Source organism: Vibrio tapetis subsp. tapetis, assembly GCF_900233005.1.
Taxonomy (GTDB): domain Bacteria; phylum Pseudomonadota; class Gammaproteobacteria; order Enterobacterales; family Vibrionaceae; genus Vibrio; species Vibrio tapetis.
The window spans coordinates 1,680,823-1,702,301 of the sequence record NZ_LT960611.1 but is presented as its reverse complement, the minus strand read 5'-3'; the positions used below and the strand labels follow the sequence as shown (position 1 = coordinate 1,702,301).

13 protein-coding genes and 1 pseudogene are annotated in these 21,479 nt (G+C 44.9%); 1 reads left to right on the top strand and 13 read right to left on the bottom strand.

Annotation, left to right across the window (positions count from 1 at the left end):
* Window positions 1-78 precede the first annotated feature (78 nt).
* A pseudogene (locus VTAP4600_RS26670) lies at window positions 79-291 on the top strand (TOBE domain-containing protein); the annotation flags it as partial.
* Window positions 292-414: 123 nt separating this feature from the next.
* On the opposite strand, the gene VTAP4600_RS07565 reads toward VTAP4600_RS26670, so the two are convergent.
* The 13 genes from VTAP4600_RS07565 to VTAP4600_RS07505 form a co-directional block, all read right to left on the bottom strand.
* The gene (locus VTAP4600_RS07565) at window positions 415-1,827 is read right to left on the bottom strand and encodes a phosphoglucomutase/phosphomannomutase family protein (RefSeq protein WP_102522238.1); all 1,413 of its coding nucleotides are present in this window, start codon (window positions 1,825-1,827) and stop codon (window positions 415-417) included.
* Between the two features lie 86 nt (window positions 1,828-1,913).
* Entirely contained in the window at window positions 1,914-4,319 is a 2,406-nt protein-coding gene (locus VTAP4600_RS07560) for a glycoside hydrolase family 94 protein (protein ID WP_102522237.1), read from the bottom strand.
* A gap of 76 nt (window positions 4,320-4,395) precedes the next feature.
* On the bottom strand, window positions 4,396-6,315 hold the full coding sequence (locus VTAP4600_RS07555; RefSeq protein ID WP_102522236.1) for a beta-N-acetylhexosaminidase: 1,920 nt from the start codon (window positions 6,313-6,315) through the stop codon (window positions 4,396-4,398).
* Window positions 6,312-7,214 carry a glucosamine kinase nucleotide-binding domain-containing protein gene (locus tag VTAP4600_RS07550; RefSeq protein ID WP_102522235.1) on the bottom strand — a complete coding sequence of 301 codons (903 nt, stop codon included), beginning with the start codon at window positions 7,212-7,214 and terminating at the stop codon, window positions 6,312-6,314. Before VTAP4600_RS07550 ends, VTAP4600_RS07555 begins: the two co-directional genes overlap by 4 nt.
* A complete protein-coding gene (locus VTAP4600_RS07545) occupies window positions 7,207-8,934 on the bottom strand; it encodes a glycoside hydrolase family 9 protein (protein ID WP_102522234.1) in 1,728 nt (575 codons plus the stop codon). The genes VTAP4600_RS07550 and VTAP4600_RS07545 overlap by 8 nt, the downstream gene beginning before the upstream one ends.
* 99 nt (window positions 8,935-9,033) lie before the next feature.
* The gene (locus VTAP4600_RS07540) at window positions 9,034-10,029 is read right to left on the bottom strand and encodes an ABC transporter ATP-binding protein (RefSeq protein WP_102522233.1); all 996 of its coding nucleotides are present in this window, start codon (window positions 10,027-10,029) and stop codon (window positions 9,034-9,036) included.
* A gap of 42 nt (window positions 10,030-10,071) precedes the next feature.
* The gene (locus VTAP4600_RS07535; protein WP_102522232.1) at window positions 10,072-11,055 is read right to left on the bottom strand and encodes an ABC transporter ATP-binding protein; all 984 of its coding nucleotides are present in this window, start codon (window positions 11,053-11,055) and stop codon (window positions 10,072-10,074) included.
* 2 nt (window positions 11,056-11,057) lie between these two features.
* A complete protein-coding gene (locus VTAP4600_RS07530) occupies window positions 11,058-12,083 on the bottom strand; it encodes an ABC transporter permease (RefSeq protein WP_102522231.1) in 1,026 nt (341 codons plus the stop codon).
* Window positions 12,084-12,085: 2 nt separating this feature from the next.
* Window positions 12,086-13,072, bottom strand: a complete 987-nt coding sequence (locus VTAP4600_RS07525; RefSeq protein ID WP_102522230.1) for an ABC transporter permease — start codon at window positions 13,070-13,072, stop codon at window positions 12,086-12,088.
* A gap of 160 nt (window positions 13,073-13,232) precedes the next feature.
* The gene (locus VTAP4600_RS07520; RefSeq protein ID WP_102522229.1) at window positions 13,233-14,909 is read right to left on the bottom strand and encodes an ABC transporter substrate-binding protein; all 1,677 of its coding nucleotides are present in this window, start codon (window positions 14,907-14,909) and stop codon (window positions 13,233-13,235) included.
* 774 nt (window positions 14,910-15,683) lie between these two features.
* Window positions 15,684-19,070: a response regulator gene (locus tag VTAP4600_RS07515; protein WP_102522228.1), complete on the bottom strand. Its 3,387-nt coding sequence runs from the start codon at window positions 19,068-19,070 to the stop codon at window positions 15,684-15,686.
* 212 nt (window positions 19,071-19,282) lie between these two features.
* Window positions 19,283-20,305 carry a 16S rRNA (guanine(1207)-N(2))-methyltransferase RsmC gene (gene rsmC, locus VTAP4600_RS07510; protein ID WP_102522227.1) on the bottom strand — a complete coding sequence of 341 codons (1,023 nt, stop codon included), beginning with the start codon at window positions 20,303-20,305 and terminating at the stop codon, window positions 19,283-19,285.
* 82 nt (window positions 20,306-20,387) lie between these two features.
* A complete protein-coding gene (locus tag VTAP4600_RS07505; protein WP_102522226.1) occupies window positions 20,388-21,473 on the bottom strand; it encodes an AI-2E family transporter in 1,086 nt (361 codons plus the stop codon).
* Window positions 21,474-21,479 lie beyond the last annotated feature (6 nt).

Genomic DNA, 21,479 nt, shown 5'->3' with positions numbered 1-21,479 from the left:
CTGGGCAATAAACGTTTCCTTACTGTGTTTGGTGAGCTAGAGAGCGACGCGGGAAATACGTTAGTTGAAGAACAAAACTGCGAACTGCTATTACGGCCTCAACATGTCAATATTAGCGCGTCGTCGGACAGCGGCATCGAAATATTAGAGCAACAATTTATGGGCGATCATTGTCGTTATGTCATTGAAGCTCATGGTATTCGTTTATTGGCTAGTTCTTGCGAAGCTTTGTGTGTCGGCCAGAATGTTAACGTTAAAATAGAAACTCAAGGCGCGCTTATTTTTTCCTAAGAAAAAGCCCAACAAAAGTGCTGGGCTTAATGGACCTATAGGGAGTGCTTTTAGTGACCAGCTAAAAGCAATGTCCAAAAGGTGAGAGGACGACATAAATACTGCGCAATGCCACTGTCACCACTACAATGAAAGGAACGCTTTCACTTGATTTACCACCTTCTCGGCAGTGGTTTGATCGGCCATTTCGGCGAATATTCGTAGTAATGGTTCTGTACCAGAGAAGCGAGCAATGACCCAGCCTCCATTTTTGAAGTAGACTTTAGCGCCATCTTCATAGCTGACACGATCGATTTCATATTCAAATTCAGGCAGCTGCTTCTCTACATAAATACGGTTGTATAACGCATCTTTTTCTGACGTTTTAAAGGTGCAGTCGCCTTCCGCCGTGTAGGCATAACCATATTTTGCGTAAATCTCATCAAGCATTTCAGACAACTTTTTACCGGTCACGCTGATCATTTCCACCAAAAGGCTAGATGCAAAAACACCATCTTTCCCTTTGATATGGCCGCGGATGGTTAAGCCACCGGAACTTTCACCGCCAATCAGTGAGTCGTCTGCTTCCATTTGGGAGCTGATGTGCTTAAAGCCTACAGGAACCTCAAAACTCTTTTCTCCATGGGCATGGGCAATTTTGTCTAGGAGATGAGTGGTGGCGATGTTACGAACAACCGAGCCTTTCCAACCTTTATACTCAAGTAAGTAGTAATACAATAAAATAAGCACTTCGTTCGGGTGAATGAAGTTGCCTTTTTCGTCGATGATGCCTAAGCGGTCGGCATCGCCATCAGTGCCAATACCAATATCGTATTTTTCTGCAGCGACAAGATGCTTAAGTAAATACAAAGTGGCCGCATTCGGTGATGGCATTAGGCCACCAAAGTCAGGGTTTTTGCCATCGTTGATCACGTCGACATCACAACGACCGTTGATTAATACCGTTTGCAGAGCATTCTTTGCTACGCCGAACATAGGGTCAATCAGGACGCGCAAATTGGCTTTTTTGATGGCTTCAATATCAATGAAGTCGATGATGGAATCGACAAACTCGTTCATTGGGTTGATAACCAGTATTGAGCCATTACTAACCGCAGTGTCAAAATCTACTGACTTTACGTCGTGCAGTGTTAGGTGTGAAATTTGGCTTTCAATTTTTTCCGTAATGATTTCGTCAGCATCACGACCGCCACGAATGAACACCTTGATGCCATTGTAATCGGCTGGATTATGAGAGGCCGTTATACAAGCAGAGTAGGCACAACCCATCTCTTTAGCTTTGAACATGACAATAGGTGTTGGAACAAACTTATCAATGAAACTTGTTTGAATACCATTGGCTGCTAAAACTTGTGCAAACCAACGCCCTGCTTTATCCGATAAAAAACGGCGGTCGAAACCGACAACAAATCCCTCATCGGTTACTGCTTCGTCGATCATAATGTTGGCGACGGCTTGAGCCACAAGACACACATTGTCTTTGGTAAACTCTTCACCGATAAAGGCGCGCCAGCCACCTGTACCGAACTTGATCATAATAAAATCCTATTTCTCTCTCGTTGCTATTTGTGCCAATTTTTTATTGGCACTAGAGGAGGGGAGAAGTGCTCCCCTCAAAGTAATTAACCTAAAATAACCGTTACGTCATTCACGCTACCAGCAGGTTGTACTGGAATCGCGCCATCAATGGCTTGGCCATTTAGTAGTAACGTTTTTACGCCCTTACTTACCGAGTCAGGGTTTTCAACCTTGATGTTATAAACCGCGTCGCGCCATTCACGGCGAACTTCAAAACCAGGCCAGTCCGTTGGGATACATGGGTCGACAATCAGACCATCGAAGCCCAGACGTACACCCAAAATGAAGTTGGTTACGGCGAAGTAAGCCCAACCTGACGTACCTGTTAGCCATGGGTGATTGGCACGGCCATGATCTTGATGATCTCGTCCCATGATGAACTGCACGTATGAGTATGGTTCTGCATAGCGAGTCTCAATCATGTCGTTTTGGTTGTATGGGTTAAGCGCATCGTAGAATTTCATCGCTTGATCGCCACGACCTAGCTTAGCTTCAGCGACCCAAGCCCATGGGTTAGGGTGGGAGAAGATCGCGCCGTTTTCTTTCACACCTTGATAGACGCGAGTAACGAAGCCGATGTCATCATTCGGTGTCGAAAACGATGGCGAGTTTAGGTGTAATCCGTAATCGGAATACAGGTGCTCATCGACCGAGTTCATGGCAATTTCGCCACGCTCTTGAGATACCGCACCAGAAAGCACTGCTAATGTGTTCGACTCAAGGTGAATACGGCCTTCTGTTTGTTGAGCGGTACCAATTTTGTCGCCATCTTTCGTTAAACCACGAATGTACCAACCGCCTTCTTCGTCCCATAGGTGAGTTTCACAGGCTTGGCGAACGCCTTCTGCCATGGTGGTGTAAGTATCGACGTCATCATGACGGCCTAGGTGTTTAGCTAGGTCGATAAACTCTTGCAGCGCCCAATAGTGTAGGAACGACACCATCGACGACTCACCACCGCCTAGGTTTAAACAGTCATTCCAGTCGGCACGTAAACCTTTACAAATACCGGTGTTACCCACGTATTCAGCTGAGAAGTTTAGTGCTGCTTTCATGTGCTCATAAACGGTAGCCGTTCCGCCATCAGCGTACGGAATTTCTTCGTTGAAAAAGCTATCTTCGCCGGTTTCCATTACATATTTACAGATGGTTGGTACGATCCATAGGTGATCATCAGAACAAGTGTCTTCGATACCGTGGATCTTGTCTTCGTCACTTGGCGTTGGCACAACGGTCGGCGATTTAGATGGTACAACGTCTGCTTTTTCAGGATCGAACCAGTCTGGATCAAACAGGTGCAAACCGTAGCCCGCTTTTACTTGCCCACGGAGTAGATCGACTAAGCGTTTACGTGTCATTTCTGGGTTTGAATGCGGGACAGAAATGGCGTCTTGAGCCGTATCACGATAACCAAGGCCAGTACGGCCGCCCACTTCAATGAAAGAAGCAAAACGAGACCAAACGACACAAGTCTCGGCTTGGTAAAGCGTCCATGTGTTGATCATGGTATCCAAACCTTCGTTTGGTGACGTGACTTGGAATTTATTGCAGCGTTCATCCCAGTGTTGCTTGATGCCTGCGAAATCTTCATCAAGTTTGGTTAGGTCTTGGTATTTAGTACGCAATTTAGCGCCGTTGCCTTTACCAATACCTAGCACGTAAGCAAAACGAATCTCTTCACCTGGCTGAATAACAAATTGTTTATGCAATGAACCACAATGGTTGTAACACGTTTGGGCGCTGTTACTACAACGACCTTGCTCTACCGCAATCGGGTTAGCTTCATCACGGTACATACCTAGGAAGTTATCACGTTGGCCATCGTAGCTATCTGGGTCAAACGTTGAGGCGAGGTAATAGAAGCCTTCAAAATCATCGGTGTTGTAGTACAAGTCGTATTCAATGACGCCATCTTTGTATTCCGTCCCCGCTGAGTACAACGACATTTGATGGTTTTGATTGTCAGAGGCAATGTGGCTAAAAGAAAATTCTACAAAAGAAAAGGCACTAATCGTACGAGGCTTGTTACCGGTATTTTTTAATACTACGTCCCAAACTTCGGCGTCTTCGCCTTTTGGTACGAATAAGGTTTTGGTAGCGGTGATGTCATTGTATTCACATTTGAATTTAGAATAAGACAAGCCATGACGAACTTCATAACTTGCTTCATCTAAGCTTTTTGCCACCGGCTGCCATGAAATCGACCAGTAATCACCGGTTTCGTCATCACGTAAGTAGACGTAATGCCCAGGGCGATCAAATGAAGCGTTTGGACGAAACTTAGTAACACGATTGTGCTCCGGTGAGTTATAGAATGAATAGCCACCAGCATTGTGTGAAATTACCGTACAAAACTTTTCTGTACCTAGGTAGTTTGTCCAAGGTGCAGGAACATCTGGACGGGTAATGACGTATTCACGATTGTCGTTGTCGAAATAGCCGTATTTCATTGCTTCATTTCCTTTTAAATTGGGCGGTAATGCATTGGCCGCTACGCCCTAAAATACTAATTCTGTAAGTGTGTTATTACTGTTGCCAAGGGTTTCGGTAGTTGACGCCTTGACGATCTAAATGGTTCAAATGAGCTTGCAGTCTGGCGAGGTAATCCAGCCAGTCACGTCGAGATTTGTCACTCCAGTTCACTTCCGCCATTGCGGTTATTCGTGGGAACACCATGTATTCAAGTTGAGATTGGTTTTCAATGATTTCACACCAAAGTGCACATTGGACTCCCCAAACACGGTTTCGAATTGGGTCATTTTCAGCGAGAGCATCAAGTGGTTCATAGCGATAGGCTCGCTCCAATGGGATTGGGTTTGCCCAGTCAACACCGTGTTCTTCGGGGGCAAAATCTTGGGTCATATCTAGGTAAGTGCTTTGGCCTGGTTGTAGAACCACATCAAAGCCTTTTTGAGCACAAGTCAGCGCAGCTTCTTCACTTAACCATGAAAAAATAACGGTGTCTTTACTGACTTTATCGCCGTGTTGTGCTTCTTCCCAACCCAGCATTCGCTTACCCAAGGATTTTAATTTTTGTTCCGCATGACGCAGTAGATGGCCTTGAAGCTCGCTTGGTTCTTCATAACCATGTTGTTCCATCAGCGCTTGACAGCTCGGGCTTTTTGTCCAAACACCTTTAGGTACTTCGTCTGCGCCAATGTGGATGTAAGGAGCTGGAAACAGTGCGGCGATTTCTTCTAATACCGTATCAACAAATTGATATGTCCCGGGTAATGCAGGGGAAAGTACGTTGTCGTTGTAATACTGAATACTGCGATACTCGGACTTATCTTCAGGATCAACCAGTAAGTTTGGTAGTGATTTTATTGCTGCGCGGCAATGACCAGGGATATCGATCTCTGGGATCACGGTAACGCTACGATCTAACGCATATTGCACAACATCAGCTATGTCTTCTTGAGTATAAAATCCGCCATACGTTGAATCAATATGACTGTATTGCGGCTCGATAGGGGTATCTAGACCGCGCCACGCGCCTATTTGAGTCAATTCAGGGAAGGCTTTAATTTCAATTCGCCAGCCTTCATCATCAGTTAGATGCCAATGGAAGTGGTTAAATTTGTAACTCGCTAAATGATTGATGAGCGATTTTACTTGCTCTACGCTATGAAAATGACGAGCACAGTCCAACATCATGCCACGGTAACGATAGCGGGGTTTGTCCTTAATGCTCAGGCAAGGCAAGACTAAGTTAATTTGTTGGCCGGAGATGATCTGCAATAAGGTTGCACTGGCATGAACAAAGCCGTTGGAAGACCCTGACTCAACAATTATTCTGTTGGGTGAAATGGTGAGATTATAGCAACCTTCGTCGAGAGTCGGATTCGAACGATAAGTGATTTTCCCCGTTTCAGATTCGCATAAGCTTATATCGGCGTTCTTTTCAATTTCGCCAATCAGCCAGTTTACGCCCACATTCGCTAATTCAGACTGACGATTAATTCCTACGTCTGGAGTGAGAATGAAACGGCCTTCTGACCTTTCTAAAAATAAAGGTTGAGGGATCAGTGATAACTCAGCCGAAGACACCGTTGGGACGTGTGTTCTTTCTTTGTATGGACTTGCCAATGTGATTGGTGTGATATCAACACTGATTCTTTGAGAATCTGAAGAAGTATTTACTTCAATGAACGCATCGTTTATTCCGTCAGTTAGAAACCTAAATGGTACGGTGTTGATGTCAAACTCAACATAATAGAGGTTGTTTGCTTCCAAAGTTTGCTGGTTTTCTGGAGTTAACTGGCAGTAGCCACCGATCTGTTTGATGCTTCCTTGAGTCAATGTTTCCGGAAGAATGTAGCGATCAACTGCAAAATGAAGTGTCCAGTCCGTTAAGGCTTGGTCGCTTAGGTTATGTAGGGTCATGCCAAAGCGAGAAACTTTGTTCTCATCAGAGAGCACCGCTAAATCGACGCGATAGTTCATTGGGTTACCTCAAGCACTTCAAGTGGGTATAAGTTATGTTCCGGACGACCCGCCATCATCAGGCCGCCTTCTATTGCATCAGAGCTTGGTTGGACTAACCATTGCTGTGCCAAAGGTGAAAGCCATTTAGAAATGCGCTCGCCAATGCTACCCATAAGAGCAATTCTTTTTGCCCCTCGGTTGTTTAATGCGACGAGATACATTTCGATGTCAGCGGCTGTTTGTTGCATTAATTCAACCGCTAAGGTGTCGCCCGTTAGGGAGAATTCAAAAATTTGAGGGCAAAATTGACCATAATCTCGCGGTTTCGCGGTTTTTGACCAAGCGACTATCTCATCGACATCGTTAGAAAAGTGAGCCATGACGTGTTGCGATAATTTGGTGTTTGGTTTTATGCCATCTTGGGCTAATAAGACTTGCTGGATAAGATGGAGACCCATGATTGCACCGCCACCTTGATCGGAGATTGGAAACTCTCGGCCACCAACAACATGTTGTTCACCATTCAGCAGTAAAATGCCACATGACCCAGTACCTGCGATCATAATAGCGCCGTCTTTTCCGTCATGAGCGCCTAAGCAAGCGCCATAAGCATCGGTATTAAGTGTGAGGCTGGCAAATGGATGTTCTAATGCCATAAATGCGTGCCATGCAGACTTTTGTTCAGCGCCCGCGAGTGCTAATCCAAGGTGCATGTGCTGGAAGTCATTTTCATTTAGCCCGCCTTGAGTGGCGGCTTGAGTGATAGCCGATACGATGGATTGCATCGCAACGGACACACCCAGTAATATGTTTGCACTGCCACTTTTGGCTTCGCCGATGACATTGCCTTGAGCGTCTTTAATTCGGGCACGGCAGGATGTACCGCCGCCATCTATACCAACGAAATACTTAACCATAATGCTGTTCCTTTGCGGTTTCGTTAGAATGAAATTGAGTCATTACTGCGAGCAGTAGCCATGCGCCGTGTGGAATCCATTGCTCTCCCCAGCGCCAGTTTTGCAACATGTCATCTTTTTGTTTTGGTGGGTTGAAAGCAATATCATCTTCGTCGTCAAAACCGCCCGTTATGCCATTACATACGCCGCCTTTGGCATTAAAAAAGCCAAGTTGAGGCAAGTAGTCTGGGTTGTTATGTCCATGACCATCGAGCATGCACATGTCGTAAGGATTTAATCCAACAACCCAGTTCAAACATTGCTGAGCGTACTCGTTTACTGCATCGTGTTTTGATGTGTCAATATATGGGAGTGCGCTAAATGCCATGCTCGCAAGAGAGCCTAAGCGCGCGTTTTCACCTTGCCACCAGTAACCAGATTCATTTTCGTGCGCAACAAAAAAGGCATCACGTTTTTGACCCGTTACGGATTTAACGTATTGGCGAGGGTAGCCAAAGGGATTCGGTACGGTTGAGCTAATGCTTAATTCAAACTCAATGGCATTGGATACAACGGTTTGAATACGTGTAAAGTTCTGAGTATTGGACTCGATTGATAGGTATTCACACAAGGCGATTACTGGAAGCCCGGCTTCAGCTGCGTGGAAATAGGGTCTGCTGCCATCTTGGTTTGCCGACCAGTAGTGATTGAAAGCGTCGTCACAATGTTGACGAGAGGCAAGTTTGTCTGCCCAAAAGCGGCTTTCAGTTAAGTAACGGCTGTCTTTGGTTGTGCGGTAAAGCTCTACAGCCGCCAGCAGTGCACAATAGTCATCAATAATGTTTTCGGTGCCATCATCGAGATATTGAGTGTTGTTTTCTTTTAGGTGCCAATAACCACGTGTCGCGGCCTCAAGGTATTGTTGTTGGTCATATTCGCCATGGCTATCAAGGCGAGCAGCGGCAGCCAATGCTGCGATGCTGACGCCTCCACCTTGACGGAATCCAGCCTGATAATCCGCTGTTTTGTGACCATCTTGAGTTTCGTAGGCACAAATCTCCCGTTGTTTTACGTCCTTGCTCCATTTGTCAAAGACCGTTAAATAAAAGTAACCCTCCGAATGTTGCATACGGACGAGGAAGTCAGCACCAAATAGGGCTTCTTCACTCAATCTCACTCGTGAAAATGCTGAAAAGTCAGAGCAATCCTCCAAAATCGCTAAGCCTTTTAACATGTTCCATACGACCATTGGGGTCTGTTGAGGGTTTAAAAAGTTACTATAAGAGAGGTGACTTAAATATTTACTCACATCACCAGAGGCGTCATACCAACCCCCGCGAACATCCGCAGTTTGGTCGGTGCCGAGCAGTGGAATAGCCCCGTCCTGTTGGTCGAAAATGCCGCCGCATCGCTGTGATTTAAAGTAATGCAACAAATCAGAAAAGGTTCGTTGCATTAATATCCCGTCACCAATTTCGAATGGGTGAGATTTGATCTCTCCCAGGCGAATGAAGTAGCGTCCCGCTTGCTCTACTTGAGTAAAGTCGATAACGCTAAATAGACCTTGATGCCAGTTAGACACTTTACTTGGTTGTTGAACATGAAGTTCTTGCAACGTTTGTAAGGTATCTGAACACACTAACTCGGCCGTTAAGGCTGTCGCTATATCGCTGTCGAGTAATAATACGGCTTGTTTTGAGCCTATTACTTCATAACCAATTTGGTTCGTGAACAGTTGCATCAAGGTCTCCAGATATTGCGTTTAAAGAGGGAAATGACTCCCTCTGGTACAGTGTTGAAAGTAGGTGTTTAGCTTTTACGAGTGTTCCTGATAAGAGGATTAACTCTCGTATAAATAACAACGAACAAAATGGTTATCTGAAAGCTTCGTCACGCCAGGCAGTTGTTCTGAACATTTAGCCGTTGCGTGTGTGCATCGGCCGCTAAATGGACAGCCTACCGACACCGGTGTCCATAACGGTATTTCACCTTTATTACCTTCCAGCTTGGTGTGAATTGACTTACTAGGATCTGGAACGGCTGAAACCAATAAGCGTGTATATGGGTGCTGAGGGTTTGCAATAACTTCATCGGTATCGCCCCACTCAACCATGTGACCTACATACATTACTGAGATATCTTCAGCAATGTAACGAGCAGTAGCGATGTCATGGGTGATATAAAGCAGAGACATTTCTTTCTCAAACTTCATTTCTTCCATGAGGTTAAGTACGCCAGCGCGAATAGACACATCCAGCATGGACGTTGGTTCATCGGCCAATACAACTTCAGCACCGACCGCGATATTACGAGCCAAGTTAACACGCTGACGTTGTCCTCCAGAAAGCTGATGTGGAAACTTAGCCGCGGTTTCTTTTGGTGGAATTAGACCAACTTGCTCCAATAAGTGATGGACACGATCTTCTAATTCTTTTTTATTGCCAGGCGCTACTTTCTTGTGGATCAGTAACGGACGAGCAATATGATGGAAAATATTATGGGTTGGGTTTAGTGAACCAAATGGGTCCTGCCATACCATTTGCACGCCTTCACGGTAGTGCATCACATCTTTACGGCTTGAGATATCTTGGATATCACGGCCTTTGTATTCGATGATGCCATCGGTTGGTGCGTACATCTTTGCAATCATCTTAGCGGTAGTCGATTTGCCTGAACCAGACTCACCGACCACGGCTAGGCCGCGACTTTTATACATTTTGAATGACACGTCGTTGATTGCACGCATCATTGGTTGCTGTAGCGCATTACTGCTGATCGGGAAATCTTTAACCAGATTTTTGCCTTCTACTAGTAACTCACCGTATTCATTGCTCATAGTTGACTCCAGAAACTCTTTACTTCTTACACCAATGGACGATTAAGATTCCGTCTGAGCAAGTTGCTCACCATATAGATGGCAGTTGGAGAAACGATTGTGCTCAATTTGACGCAACACCGTAGGAACTTTCGTACACGCTTCATGAGCACGTTCACAACGAGCTTGGAAGCGACACCCTTGTGGGATATCCAGCAAATTTAATGGGTTGCCAGGTATGCCCGTCAGCTTGGTTTTCGGACCAATCAGCGGCGGGAAAGAACTTCCCAGCCCTTTGGTGTACGGGTGGTATGGGCTCGTTAAAATTTCTTTTGACGGAGCAACTTCGATTAATTCACCTGAGTACATGATGCCGATGCGGTCAGAGAACTCGACCATCAAAGACAGGTCATGGGTGATGAACAATATCGCGAAACCAAACTCTTCTTTAAGGGCGTAGATTTTTTGTAAAATCTCGCGTTGAACGACAACGTCTAGGGCTGTTGTTGGCTCATCCATAATGATCATTTTTGGATTAAGCGCGAGCGCAATAGCGATAACTAAACGTTGGCGCATGCCACCAGAAAACTGGTGAGGGTAATCTTGCAAACGTCCTGGATGGATATCGACAATTTCCAGAAGCCCCTCAGCACGGCGAACCGCTTGGTCACGAGTCATATTAGTGTGATGCATAATCACATCACAAAATTGGTCTTCCATAGTGAGAACAGGGTTAAGTGCGTTCATCGCACTTTGGAATACCATAGACATTTGGCTCCAACGGAACGATTGCATACGTTCGTCGCTGTAATCCAAGATGTTTTCACCGTTGAAAATCACCTCTCCACCTGTGATAAAAGCAGGCGGCTTGTGCAGGCGCATTAAAGAGAATGCGACGGTTGATTTACCACAGCCAGATTCACCAGCTAGGCCAAGTACTTCTCCTGGAGCGATGTCAAAGCTCACGTTATTACATGCGCGAACATCGCCAGCATCTGTTATATAGTCAACGCAAAGGTTGCGGACAGAAATTAGTGGTTCAGTCATAATTATTTATCTCCGCTCCAAAGTGCATTTTGTGGTGGTAGCTCTGGTGTACGCTCTGATTTATCTTGAGCCGCCAGTTTTTTCCAGCGTTTCATGCCTTTATGAGAACGTAATTGTGGGTTAGCAATCTCATCGACAGCAAAGTTCAATAGTGCCAAACCAGTAACAAGGAAAGTCAAAGCTAAACAAGGGCCAATAAGTTCCCACCAAGCGCCAATCAGCATTGAAGATGACGTTTGAACGTTGTAGAGCATGATGCCCCAACTGATGGTGCTTGGGTCACCAAGACCTAAGAACGAGATAGTTGCTTCCATCATGATGGCGTACATTACTGAACCAATGAAGCTCGCGCCGACAATCGGAATCAGGTTAGGCAGAATCTCTACAAAGATGATACGCCATGCTGATTCACCCAGAACTTCAGCGGCTTTCACAAACTCTTTTTCACGTAGTGACAAGGTTTGTGAACGTATTACCCTGGCTCCCCAAGCCCAGGACGTACACCCTATTATGATGGCGATGGTTAATGGACCGGCTTCTCCGATAAATGCGGCGAGTACAAATAGCAATGGGTATTGTGGGATTACCAGCATGATATTCATCATTGCGGTTAACACGTCATCGACACGTCCACCAAAGTAACCCGCTGAAATACCAATGACTGTCGCTAAGAAACACACGGTAATACCCGCGCCAAAACCAACGGCTAGAGATACTCGTGCACCGTATGCCAGTTGAGACCATACGTCACGACCCATACGAGTGGTGCCCATTACGTGGTCGGCTTTTTTCGACATCAGCAATGTGCGGCGATCTGTTGCTAGGTTTTCTGCAATCCAGCCATCTGGCGTATTTTGCGCAGCCGTTACAACGAACGATGGGTACTCATGTGGCTTACCTGTACGTTTATCTGGGGCGTGTTTGGTGATCAGTGGTGCTGCAATGGCGACAAATAAGAAAGTTGAGAGTATGACGAGTCCGACAAGTGCGACTCGGTTACCTTGAATGAGTTTAAAGATATCTTTCATGATTATTTGCCTCCCTTACGTAGGCGAGGGTCAAGCACGACATACAACATGTCTGCCATTAAGTTAAAGAACAGCATGAACAGCGTCATGATAAGTAACTGACCTTGCAATACTTGGTAGTCACGAGCATGAATAGCGTTAAGCAGTACGGAACCTAAGCCAGGGTAGTTAAAGATGATTTCAACAATAAGTTGACCACCGATTGCCATACCAAGAGACATCGACAAAGCGGTCACGCTTGGTAGTAGGGCGTTTCGAGCGGCGTAGTTAAAAACAATACGGTTTTCGTTAAGGCCTTTGCCTTTCGCCATGGTGATGTAATCTTCTGCTAACAAGTTGATCATGTTGTTACGCATGTTAACTAGGAAGCCACCGATTTGAACTACAGATGCACAAAACAGCGGTAGTATGGCGTGATAAGCGACGTTCTTATAGAAAGCTAAGCTGGTCCAGTCTGGTGTTACACCCGCTGTGTAGGCATAACCTGTTGGGAACCACTGCAAACCAATGGCAAAAATGAACATGGCCAGCATAGCGATAACCACTTGTGGAACCGCTTGGATAATCAGCATGCCCGGAGTGATGAAGGTATCGAACTTACTACCACGTTTCCAAGCAGCAAAAATGCCAAGAATAGAACCGATAGAGAACGAAAGAATAACGGCTGTGCCCGCTAAGAAAAGAGACCAACCGAATGCGCCACCTAAAAGGTCATTTACACTCAGAGGGTAAAATTTAATAGACGTACCTAATTCCCAGCTAGCGATGCTTTTGAGGTAAGTCAGGTATTGCATCCAAAGTGGACCGTCAACGAAACCAAGTAGTTGTTTCATTGCTGCGATTCGTTCAGGAGTAACCTGTGCGGTCGCGTTGGCGAACATCATGGTAACTGGGTCACCTGGCATTGCTCGCGGAATAATGAAGTTAATTGTTGCTGCAACCAGCAACGCAATCAAGTAGAACGACAAACGTCTTAAAAAATATCCCATAACTTTTACCTTACTCTCCCAGATTTTTTCCCTGATCCTGGAGTCAGGACGTTCTTTTAGAACGAGTAACCCCCTGACGACGAGCGCCATATCGTGACAAGCGATAGGAGGTTTTGAAAGGCAGCGCGCAGAACCACGCGCTGCAAAGGGGTTGTGCTACTTATTTAACTGGTTTTAGGTCCAGTACGTGAAGTAGACGCTCAGGGATACCAGCCCAGATGTTTGGACGGCCCTTAGGATTCTTCTCATTCCACCAACCAGAGAAACGCGCTTCGTTGTATTGGTACATGTAAGCACCAGATAGAACAGGAACCGTTACTTGGTTAGAAGCGATGATTTGTTGAATGCCATGAGCGATTTCTAGCTGCTCGTTCTTATCTGCTGTTTTGTAGAAGCTGTCTAGTAGGCTATCTAGTTTCTCATCAGTAAAGAAGTGCATTGCGAAACGAGGCATGCCCGCGCCGCCTTGTAGTGCTGAGTTATACGCACTGTTCCAGTAAAGGTGTGGATCCGCACCGTGGAAGTAGTTCGTATAAGCAACGTCGTAGTTACCTTCTAGCATCGCTTGGTTGTATACCGCGAACTCAGGTGTACGAGCTTTTGCTTTGATGCCAGCTTCGTCAAGTTGCTCAATCGCAAGTTGTACTGTGTTGTTCCAGTCAGTCCAACCGTTTACAGATTGAATTGATAGTTCAAACGATTTGCCTGATGGCGTGTCAACATAGCCGTCACCGTTTACATCAACAAAGCCAGCTTTCTTAAGCAATGCTTTTGCGCCGTCTAGGTTGTACGTGTTGAATTTCTGGTATTTCTTGTGAGTCTTCTCATCAGACCATGCTTCAAATGCGTAGCCTAGGCCCGATGCGAAGTCATTCACTGTACCGCCACCGTAGAATGCGATGTCGATGATAGTTTGACGGTCAAGAGCCATAGAGAAAGCACGACGGAAATCAACGTTTGTTAGTGCTTCACTTTTCGCAGCATCTGTATTTTTAAAGTTCATTACAAATGCGTTAGTGCCTGATGGCGGGTACCAGTACTGATGGTTAGGACTCGCAGCTGCGTATGTGCGGTCGATGTCTGGAATGAACGATGAAGTCCAATCCAATTCAGAGTTAACCACTTTACCCAGTAATTGGTCGTTGTTTGCAATTTGTGGTACACGAAGACAGTCAACATCTAGGTTGTCGTTGTCCCAGTAGTTAGGGTTACGACATTGGATGTATAGCTGAGGTGTGAACGTATCAATCTCAGTAAATGGACCAGTACCTACAGGGTTTTCATTGGTAAATGATGTAGGGTTTTTAACGTCTTTCCATACGTGCTCAGCAACGATAGGAACCAAAGAAATTTCGTATGGTACGTTTGAGTTTGCTTCAGTAAGACGGAAGCGGACTTGGTACTCATTTAAACGCTCAACACTTGAAACCCACTTATTGATACCGCGCTGGTCTAGCTCTGGCTTATCTTTAAGTAGTTGGTAAGAGTAAACGACGTCGTCCGCAGTGAATTTTTCACCATCAGACCATTTTACACCTTTACGAATGTCGAAGGTTACGCTCATCAGATCGTCTGACATGCGGAAGTCTTCGGCTAGACGCATAACGGGCGTATTACCGTGCATTTCATTAAAGATGACAAGTGGCTCGTAAACGAAATCCGTTGTTGTACGTAGGTTTGTCGCTAGGTATGGGTTGAAGTTGCGAACCATTGTAGGGTAGAAGTCAGGTACAATTGTTAGTTCACTACGTTCTGCTGCAGATGCAACAGGTGCTACCGTTGTAGCTGCTGCGATTACTGCTGCTGTAAGTGCTGTCTTTTTAATATTGGCAAGCATAGCTGTTCCTTACTCATTGCTTTTTGTTTCACTAAGTTGGGAATGTTTTCAATTGGAAACACTCGCCGATGACTATCCCAAAATCCTCCAACTTCGACTGAATATTGATGAAAGTTGGGTGGCCTATAGCCCTCGGTCACCTACAAGAAAACACCTTGTTGCTATTACGGTCAATTAGAGTGTCCGTTAAAAACGTTAAAATCACCTTTTACTCCGTAATAAACGTCAATTTACGGTTGTTCTGGTTGTTTGTTGTACAAATATTTAAGGTGATGTAGGTCAAACTTTATTTCGGTTGGTTTTGATTTTGTTGGTGTTCACTAACCTTTATAGTTATATATTTACTGCCTTTTTGTCATGTTTTTTTATAGGTGATCCAGTTCAAAGTCGTTATTTCTCGTCAAATTCACATGAAAAATTAATACTGACAAATTGTTGTGACTGGGTTCTCAATACGATGAACTTGATCGGTTTTTGAGTGAGTGTTCGCTTAATTTATTCGATTTTCATTTGAAATAATGGTTGGATACGCCGCTTAATTAACGGAAATAAATAACGTTTAATGGCTGCTCGCCGACGAGCTTGCTGTTTGTTTTACAGTGGTTATAGTCATCATTATCATGAGGTCGTTCATGTGCATTGAGAAAGCTGATTGCGGCGTTGTTATTCGGACTGTCATTGGTGAGAAGAGAATAATGGGGGGAGGCTTAACGAACCCACAAAAAAGCCCACCAACGAGCTGGTGGGCTATGCTAACTAAGCATTCATGGGATACTAACTGGTAAGCAGCTTTTGTATCTTATTTCTCAGAACCTCTAAATGAGCACGTTGTTGGGTTGCGCTATTACAATGCTCAAGGATGTAATCCATAGAATTGAGCACAGTACGCCAACGAGGAGTCTTAGGTAGGGTTTCTTTGCGTAAGTATTTATCTAATGTACGGGTTTGCAGTGTGCTACGGTCTAGATAAACGCGCCACAAGCCACTTTGTTCAGCAAAAGCAAACTTACTTTGACCACTGTCTGTTTCCCAGTAGTCGATAGCGGTAGTCATTGCATCAACCAGTATCTCGCGCATCAGTTCTTGTTTATCACCACCTTGTCCAGATACCTTGTCGGCTATGCGGGTAAACTCACCGCCTAACTCCTTAAGTTGTTGCAATTTTGCTTTGTCACCTTCAAAAGCATAACTAGAAAGCGCTTCGACTGCGGTTTCTAAGTTATTGACTCGTACCGTATTGGCGCCACCACCTACATTAAATATATACATAGAGCGTAGGCCTGAACCTTTAGGAAGCAGCAGGATATCGCTGGATATATGCTCTCGTTTGTCGCCAACATAAATATCAATGTCGCCACAATAATGCACGTCATTAAGGTTAAGGTATTTTGGAGCAATGATTTCTTCCGCCTGACTGCGTTTCAATTGCTCTGACGAACGCTTGAATAATTTGGCTGCAGAATCGTTGGCAAAGCGAATGCGTCCGTCTTCATTAATGCAAATTATCGCTTCAGGAGCAGATTCTAACTGCTCCAATAAACGGCCTTGTGTTTCCAGTAAGTTCGCTTCGACGACTTCTCTTTGCTTAAGTTCTTGTTGCAGTTGTTGGTTTTCTAGTCGCCTTTGTTCAGCTTTGCTTGCCGCGAGGTGAGCCTTGATGCGAGATGCCAGTTCTAACTTATTAAATGGCTTCGTCAGATAGTCGTTAGCGCCTGAATCGAAGCCTTTAACTCGATCGTTAGTCTGACTAAGTGCTGTCAGCATAATGACGGGCAATTCAGCATGATCGTAGCTTTGCCTTAGTTGTTCACAGACCTGGTAACCACTCATTCCTGGCATCATAACATCGAGTAAGAGCAGTTCAGGTTTCTCTGACATGACCAACTCAAGAGCTTCAGGGCCGTCTTGTGCTGTTTTAACTCGATAGCCTTCCATTCTCAAGAAACTGTCAAGGATTTGAAGATTTACGGGCTCGTCATCAGCCACAATCAGCAGTGGGCCATCCGGGTTGTCAGGCAGCGCATTATTGTCGCCAAGGTTAGAGTCGTTTTGCTCTGGGGCTTGAAAGTGATTTGCGGTATTTTGAACTTGTGAAGTTGCAATTTCTTCTTCGTTCGCCAGTGGCAATGAAAAACTGAATGTTGTTCCAACAAGCGGTTGGCTACTTACATACAAGGTTCCGCCCATTAACTCAACCAATTGGCGGCTGATTGAAAGCCATAAACCAGATCCCTGACGATAGCGGTTGGAGTCCTGACCTGCTTGGATGAGAGGTTCGAATATATGATCCAGCTGTTCTGCGGGGATACCTTGGCCGGTATCAACCACTTGAATTCGAATGGCGTCATCTAAAATGGTGGCAGAGATAACGATTTTACCCTCGCTGGTGTACTTAATGGCGTTACCAATGAGGTTGTATAGGACTTGCTCTAAACGCTGTGGATCGGCGCTCACCAACGGAAGCTCTGTAGGCACCTGATTAATAATACGCAGAGGCTTATTACCGATTAGGTGCTGTGATAACTCCAGCACTAATCGCGTCGCGCCTGAAAGGTTCACGGCATTGGTTTGGATATCTAAACTGCCATAGCGCATCTTATGATAATCCAGTAAGTCATCAACGAGCGTTGCTAATCGTTGGCCGCTGTTGATGATGATTTCTAACTGATGCCTTTGATTTGCGGGAATCGTGCCATTTGCACCTGAAATAAGGGCTTCTGCGATACCAATCATGCCATGTAAGGGAGTGCGAAGCTCATGGGAGGTAGTCGCAAGAAATTCATCTTTGAGCTTATTGGCTAAGTGGAGTTCATCATTTTGTTGAGAAATGATGGTGAGGTTTTGCTCTAATTCTTCGTTTTGTTTACCAATTGTTTGAATTTTATCGCGAATAGAGCGCTGCATTCGCTCAAAGCTCACCGCTAAGCGTCCAATTTCGTCTTTCCTGCTTGTGGTAAACATATCTTCTTCGAGGTCACCAGCCGACACTCGTTCCGCGGACCAAGTGAGTTTTAGTAGTGGCGAGGTGATGAAGTTAGAAAGATAATGAGAGCAGATAAATACCAATATAATGGCAATCAGCATGGCCACAGCAAACAATTTTTCTAGTTGGTGGATGCGAGCGTAAGCTTGCTTTTCTGGTAACTCAGTGACTAATGCCCAGCGAAGATCCCGCACTTGAATCGGAGTATAAGCGGCGATGACTCGTTCACCATGTGCATTGTCAAAGCTCTTCACTGAGGTTTGGCCTTTTAATGCAATATCGATGATTTTTTGGCTAGCAATGACATCATCTTGAGACAAGTTCAACAACCGAGGCTGGTTATCATCACCAACCAGCAAGCTTTTGATGGAGTTAGATTCCGTATTGTCTTTGAACAGTTTTAATAATTTAGTGCTTGGTAGTCGCAAAATCGCATAGCTGTGTAAATAACCTTGCTGCAAGATTGGCGCGGCAAACCAAGCTACGTGTTCGTTACCTTCTAGGGTGAAGTCGGAAAAAACGGTCGGGATTTCATCGCTATCTGGGCCAGCTTGTTCCATGAGGTTTTGAATATGGGCAAAAGTTTTGCCTAAATTGCTGTGCTTATAGCGACCAGTCAGTAGGTTGGTACCAAAATTATCGTATTTGTTGACTGAATAGGTAACGTTGCCTTCTAGATCAACCAAAAGAATGTCATCAAAATCCGAACGTTTAAGAAGTTCTAAATAGCCCCAGTGATAACGTTTATGCAAAAGGCGATAACGTTCACTTCCTGCAAAATCACTCGACTCTCTTAAAATAGAAGTCCTTATTTGATTTCCAGAACCCTTGATATAACGTTGCTGAGCGTGTTGACGTGCTTTATCAAGGTCTGCGCCCAAGTCTCTAAATGCGCTGACCAATCCATAGAATCGTCCACCACTTGCGTAGGCAAGTTCGGAGCGTACAAATCCCATGGTTTCAGATTCTTTTGCTTGAAAGTAATCTTGCAGTTGCTGCTTTTTCGAATCTCTAACCGAGATCAGGTGTGAGGTACTTTGTTCTTGTAAGTCTTTACTGTGAGACTGGAGAAAAAAGAGTGCGATAACGGTTAATGGGATAATGCTGAGCGCCAAGAATGCGACCATTAAGGTGTGTTGTAGGCGTTTGAATTTTTGCTTTCGATGAAATCGTATCATAGATAACTGCGTTAAATTGGCCGTTGTCCTAGCTTGTCTCGTTAATTTCGAAGGCTAAGAAAAATGAATAAATTGACGTTTTTAACGTTTATACGATGTTTTTTTTCTTAATCAAGTAAGTGGGGAGTATTTCGTGGGTAAGGGCGCAAAAATAGTACTTTTAAAGGAGTTATAGAGCCCATTTAGGCTGGGCTCTGATGATTTGGACGATCTTATTTTGAGGCGTGATAAATGGCAAACTTGGTGGTTTTGGCGTTTACATTACAGTGACCGAATGCTTGCTCAATGATCGGCGGGTAACGCAAAAAGCTATTGGCAACAATGACTAATTCGCCGTTACGATTGAGTTTGCTTGGTGCTTTTGCTAACAGCGTTTCAGTGGCGTTGTAGCTGGTGTCTAGTCCAGAATGAAACGGAGGATTACTGATAATGAACTGATAGTCACTTTGCGTATCTGAATAGACGTCACTAGCGAAAACATGACCAGTTAGGTCGTTGGCTTTTAACGTTTCTTGACTAGAAGCAACCGCTAACGCACTGATATCACACATGTCTAAATGGATATCTGGGTTTTTCAGTAACATGATGGTACCAAGAACGCTGGCTCCACAGCCAAAATCGAGCACTTTTCCTTTGAGTTTGGGCAAATTGTCGATGAGCAATTGGCTGCCGACATCAAATTCACCATGGCTGAATACACCAGGTAAGCTCTTAATCGTTACGGCTGTTTGATCGACGTTTAAAGAATAGGTTTTAAACCAATCTTGCAGAACAAACGGAGCCACTTGTTCGGTGCATTGCCCCCAGTAAAAAGAACAACGTCGTGCAGAGTCATATTTTTTTATCAGGCCAAATGGTTTGAACATTTTCTCTATGCTTTTAACGCCTGAACGGTTCTCGCCAATCACACAAATTTCGGTGTCTGGGCCAAGTTTGCTCATTAGCATGGTGAGTAAGTATTCGACTTCGGCTTTCGCTTTTGGCCAATACAGTAGCACCATGTTCGCTTGAGTATCTGAAGTCAACTCGGCACCAAAATGAGTGGTCACCGTGTCGTTATCTTTAAGCTGTCGGTAGTAGCCGTAATGAGTGGTAAAAACCTCAACGGACAGACAGTGCTTGGCTAATTCAATAGGAAATAGGTCTTCAGCCTCTCCAGCCACAAGAACGTGTTTATCGGCAAAGTAAGCGAGTTGTCGTTGGGCTATTTGGCTTGGCGCGGTATAAGAAGACATAGTGAGCTCGTAAAAATAACAATGGGCGGATTTTCGCATAATCCGCCCATTGCTTGAAGTTTTTATCTCGTTATAACGAAGATCAGTTGTTATCTTGCTTGCTCAAGAAGCTGTTAAATTCTTCCTCGTAGATATTAAACAACACCATAGTAATCGCAAAGATAAGCGGGCCGTAAATTAGACCAATCAAGCCGAACAGTTGAATTCCCCCTAGTAATGAGAAGAATATCATCAAGGTATTCATACCAGCACTGCCTTGCATCAGAAGCGGTCTTAATACATTGTCAATTGAGCCAACGATCGCGACACTCCAAATAAGCAAGAAGATCCCCCACGTGGTATCGCCACTAATAAACAAGAAGACGGTAGCTGGAATCCAAATGAGCGCGGTGCCGACCACTGGGATGAATGACGCAAAGCCCATCATCGTGCCCCAGAATAACCCTGGGAAACCTGCTAGCCACATGCCAAAGCCACCCGCAAGGCCTTGGGCTATAGCGGTAAGGAAGGACCCTAGAACCGCGGATTTAGAGACTTGCTCTACTTCGGCGAGTAGGCGATCTTCTTGGCTGCGTGATAATGGCAATATATGACGGATTGCTAGAATGATTTTGTCGTGATCTCGAAGTAAGAAAAACAACACGAACAGCATTAAGAAGAAATCGACGATAAACCCGGTGGCATCCCCTAGGATCTTAGCGCTGATGGCGACTAACTGAGTGCCAAACCCTGAAATAAGGCCAGCCACTTTTTGTGCTATTTCTTGTGGTTGTATTGCATCAAAAGGCAAGTACTCGTTAATTAAGTCAAATGCTTGCAAGATCAAAGGGTGGTTTAATGCTTCCTGCATTCCGCCAGTCGTGCCCCAGTGATACACATTTTGAGAGAACAAAGACGCTTGCTGCACTATCGCTGCAAATACCGCGAGTAATGGCAAAACAATAATGACCACTAAGAATAAGCAAGACAAAACTGACGCGGTATTTCGGTAGTTTGGCAGTTTGTTTTCAACCCATTCGTGAACCGGAAACATCAATAGTGAAATGATGAAAGCCAAAATGATTGAGTTGACATAAGGTTCAACCAGCAAAAAACACGCATAGGCTGCTGCAAGTAACGCAATCACAAGTACCCAATGGCTGGAGGCTAACTTTAATTTTTCTGGCACGGTAGT

Coding starts and splice junctions, on each gene's coding strand:
- VTAP4600_RS07565 (WP_102522238.1), bottom strand. CDS start 1,827: ATGATCAAGTTCGGTACAGGTGGCTGGCGCGCCTTTATCGGTGAAGAG.
- VTAP4600_RS07560 (WP_102522237.1), bottom strand. CDS start 4,319: ATGAAATACGGCTATTTCGACAACGACAATCGTGAATACGTCATTACC.
- VTAP4600_RS07555 (WP_102522236.1), bottom strand. CDS start 6,315: ATGAACTATCGCGTCGATTTAGCGGTGCTCTCTGATGAGAACAAAGTT.
- VTAP4600_RS07550 (WP_102522235.1), bottom strand. CDS start 7,214: ATGGTTAAGTATTTCGTTGGTATAGATGGCGGCGGTACATCCTGCCGT.
- VTAP4600_RS07545 (WP_102522234.1), bottom strand. CDS start 8,934: ATGCAACTGTTCACGAACCAAATTGGTTATGAAGTAATAGGCTCAAAA.
- VTAP4600_RS07540 (WP_102522233.1), bottom strand. CDS start 10,029: ATGAGCAATGAATACGGTGAGTTACTAGTAGAAGGCAAAAATCTGGTT.
- VTAP4600_RS07535 (WP_102522232.1), bottom strand. CDS start 11,055: ATGACTGAACCACTAATTTCTGTCCGCAACCTTTGCGTTGACTATATA.
- VTAP4600_RS07530 (WP_102522231.1), bottom strand. CDS start 12,083: ATGAAAGATATCTTTAAACTCATTCAAGGTAACCGAGTCGCACTTGTC.
- VTAP4600_RS07525 (WP_102522230.1), bottom strand. CDS start 13,072: ATGGGATATTTTTTAAGACGTTTGTCGTTCTACTTGATTGCGTTGCTG.
- VTAP4600_RS07520 (WP_102522229.1), bottom strand. CDS start 14,909: ATGCTTGCCAATATTAAAAAGACAGCACTTACAGCAGCAGTAATCGCA.
- VTAP4600_RS07515 (WP_102522228.1), bottom strand. CDS start 19,070: ATGATACGATTTCATCGAAAGCAAAAATTCAAACGCCTACAACACACC.
- rsmC (WP_102522227.1), bottom strand. CDS start 20,305: ATGTCTTCTTATACCGCGCCAAGCCAAATAGCCCAACGACAACTCGCT.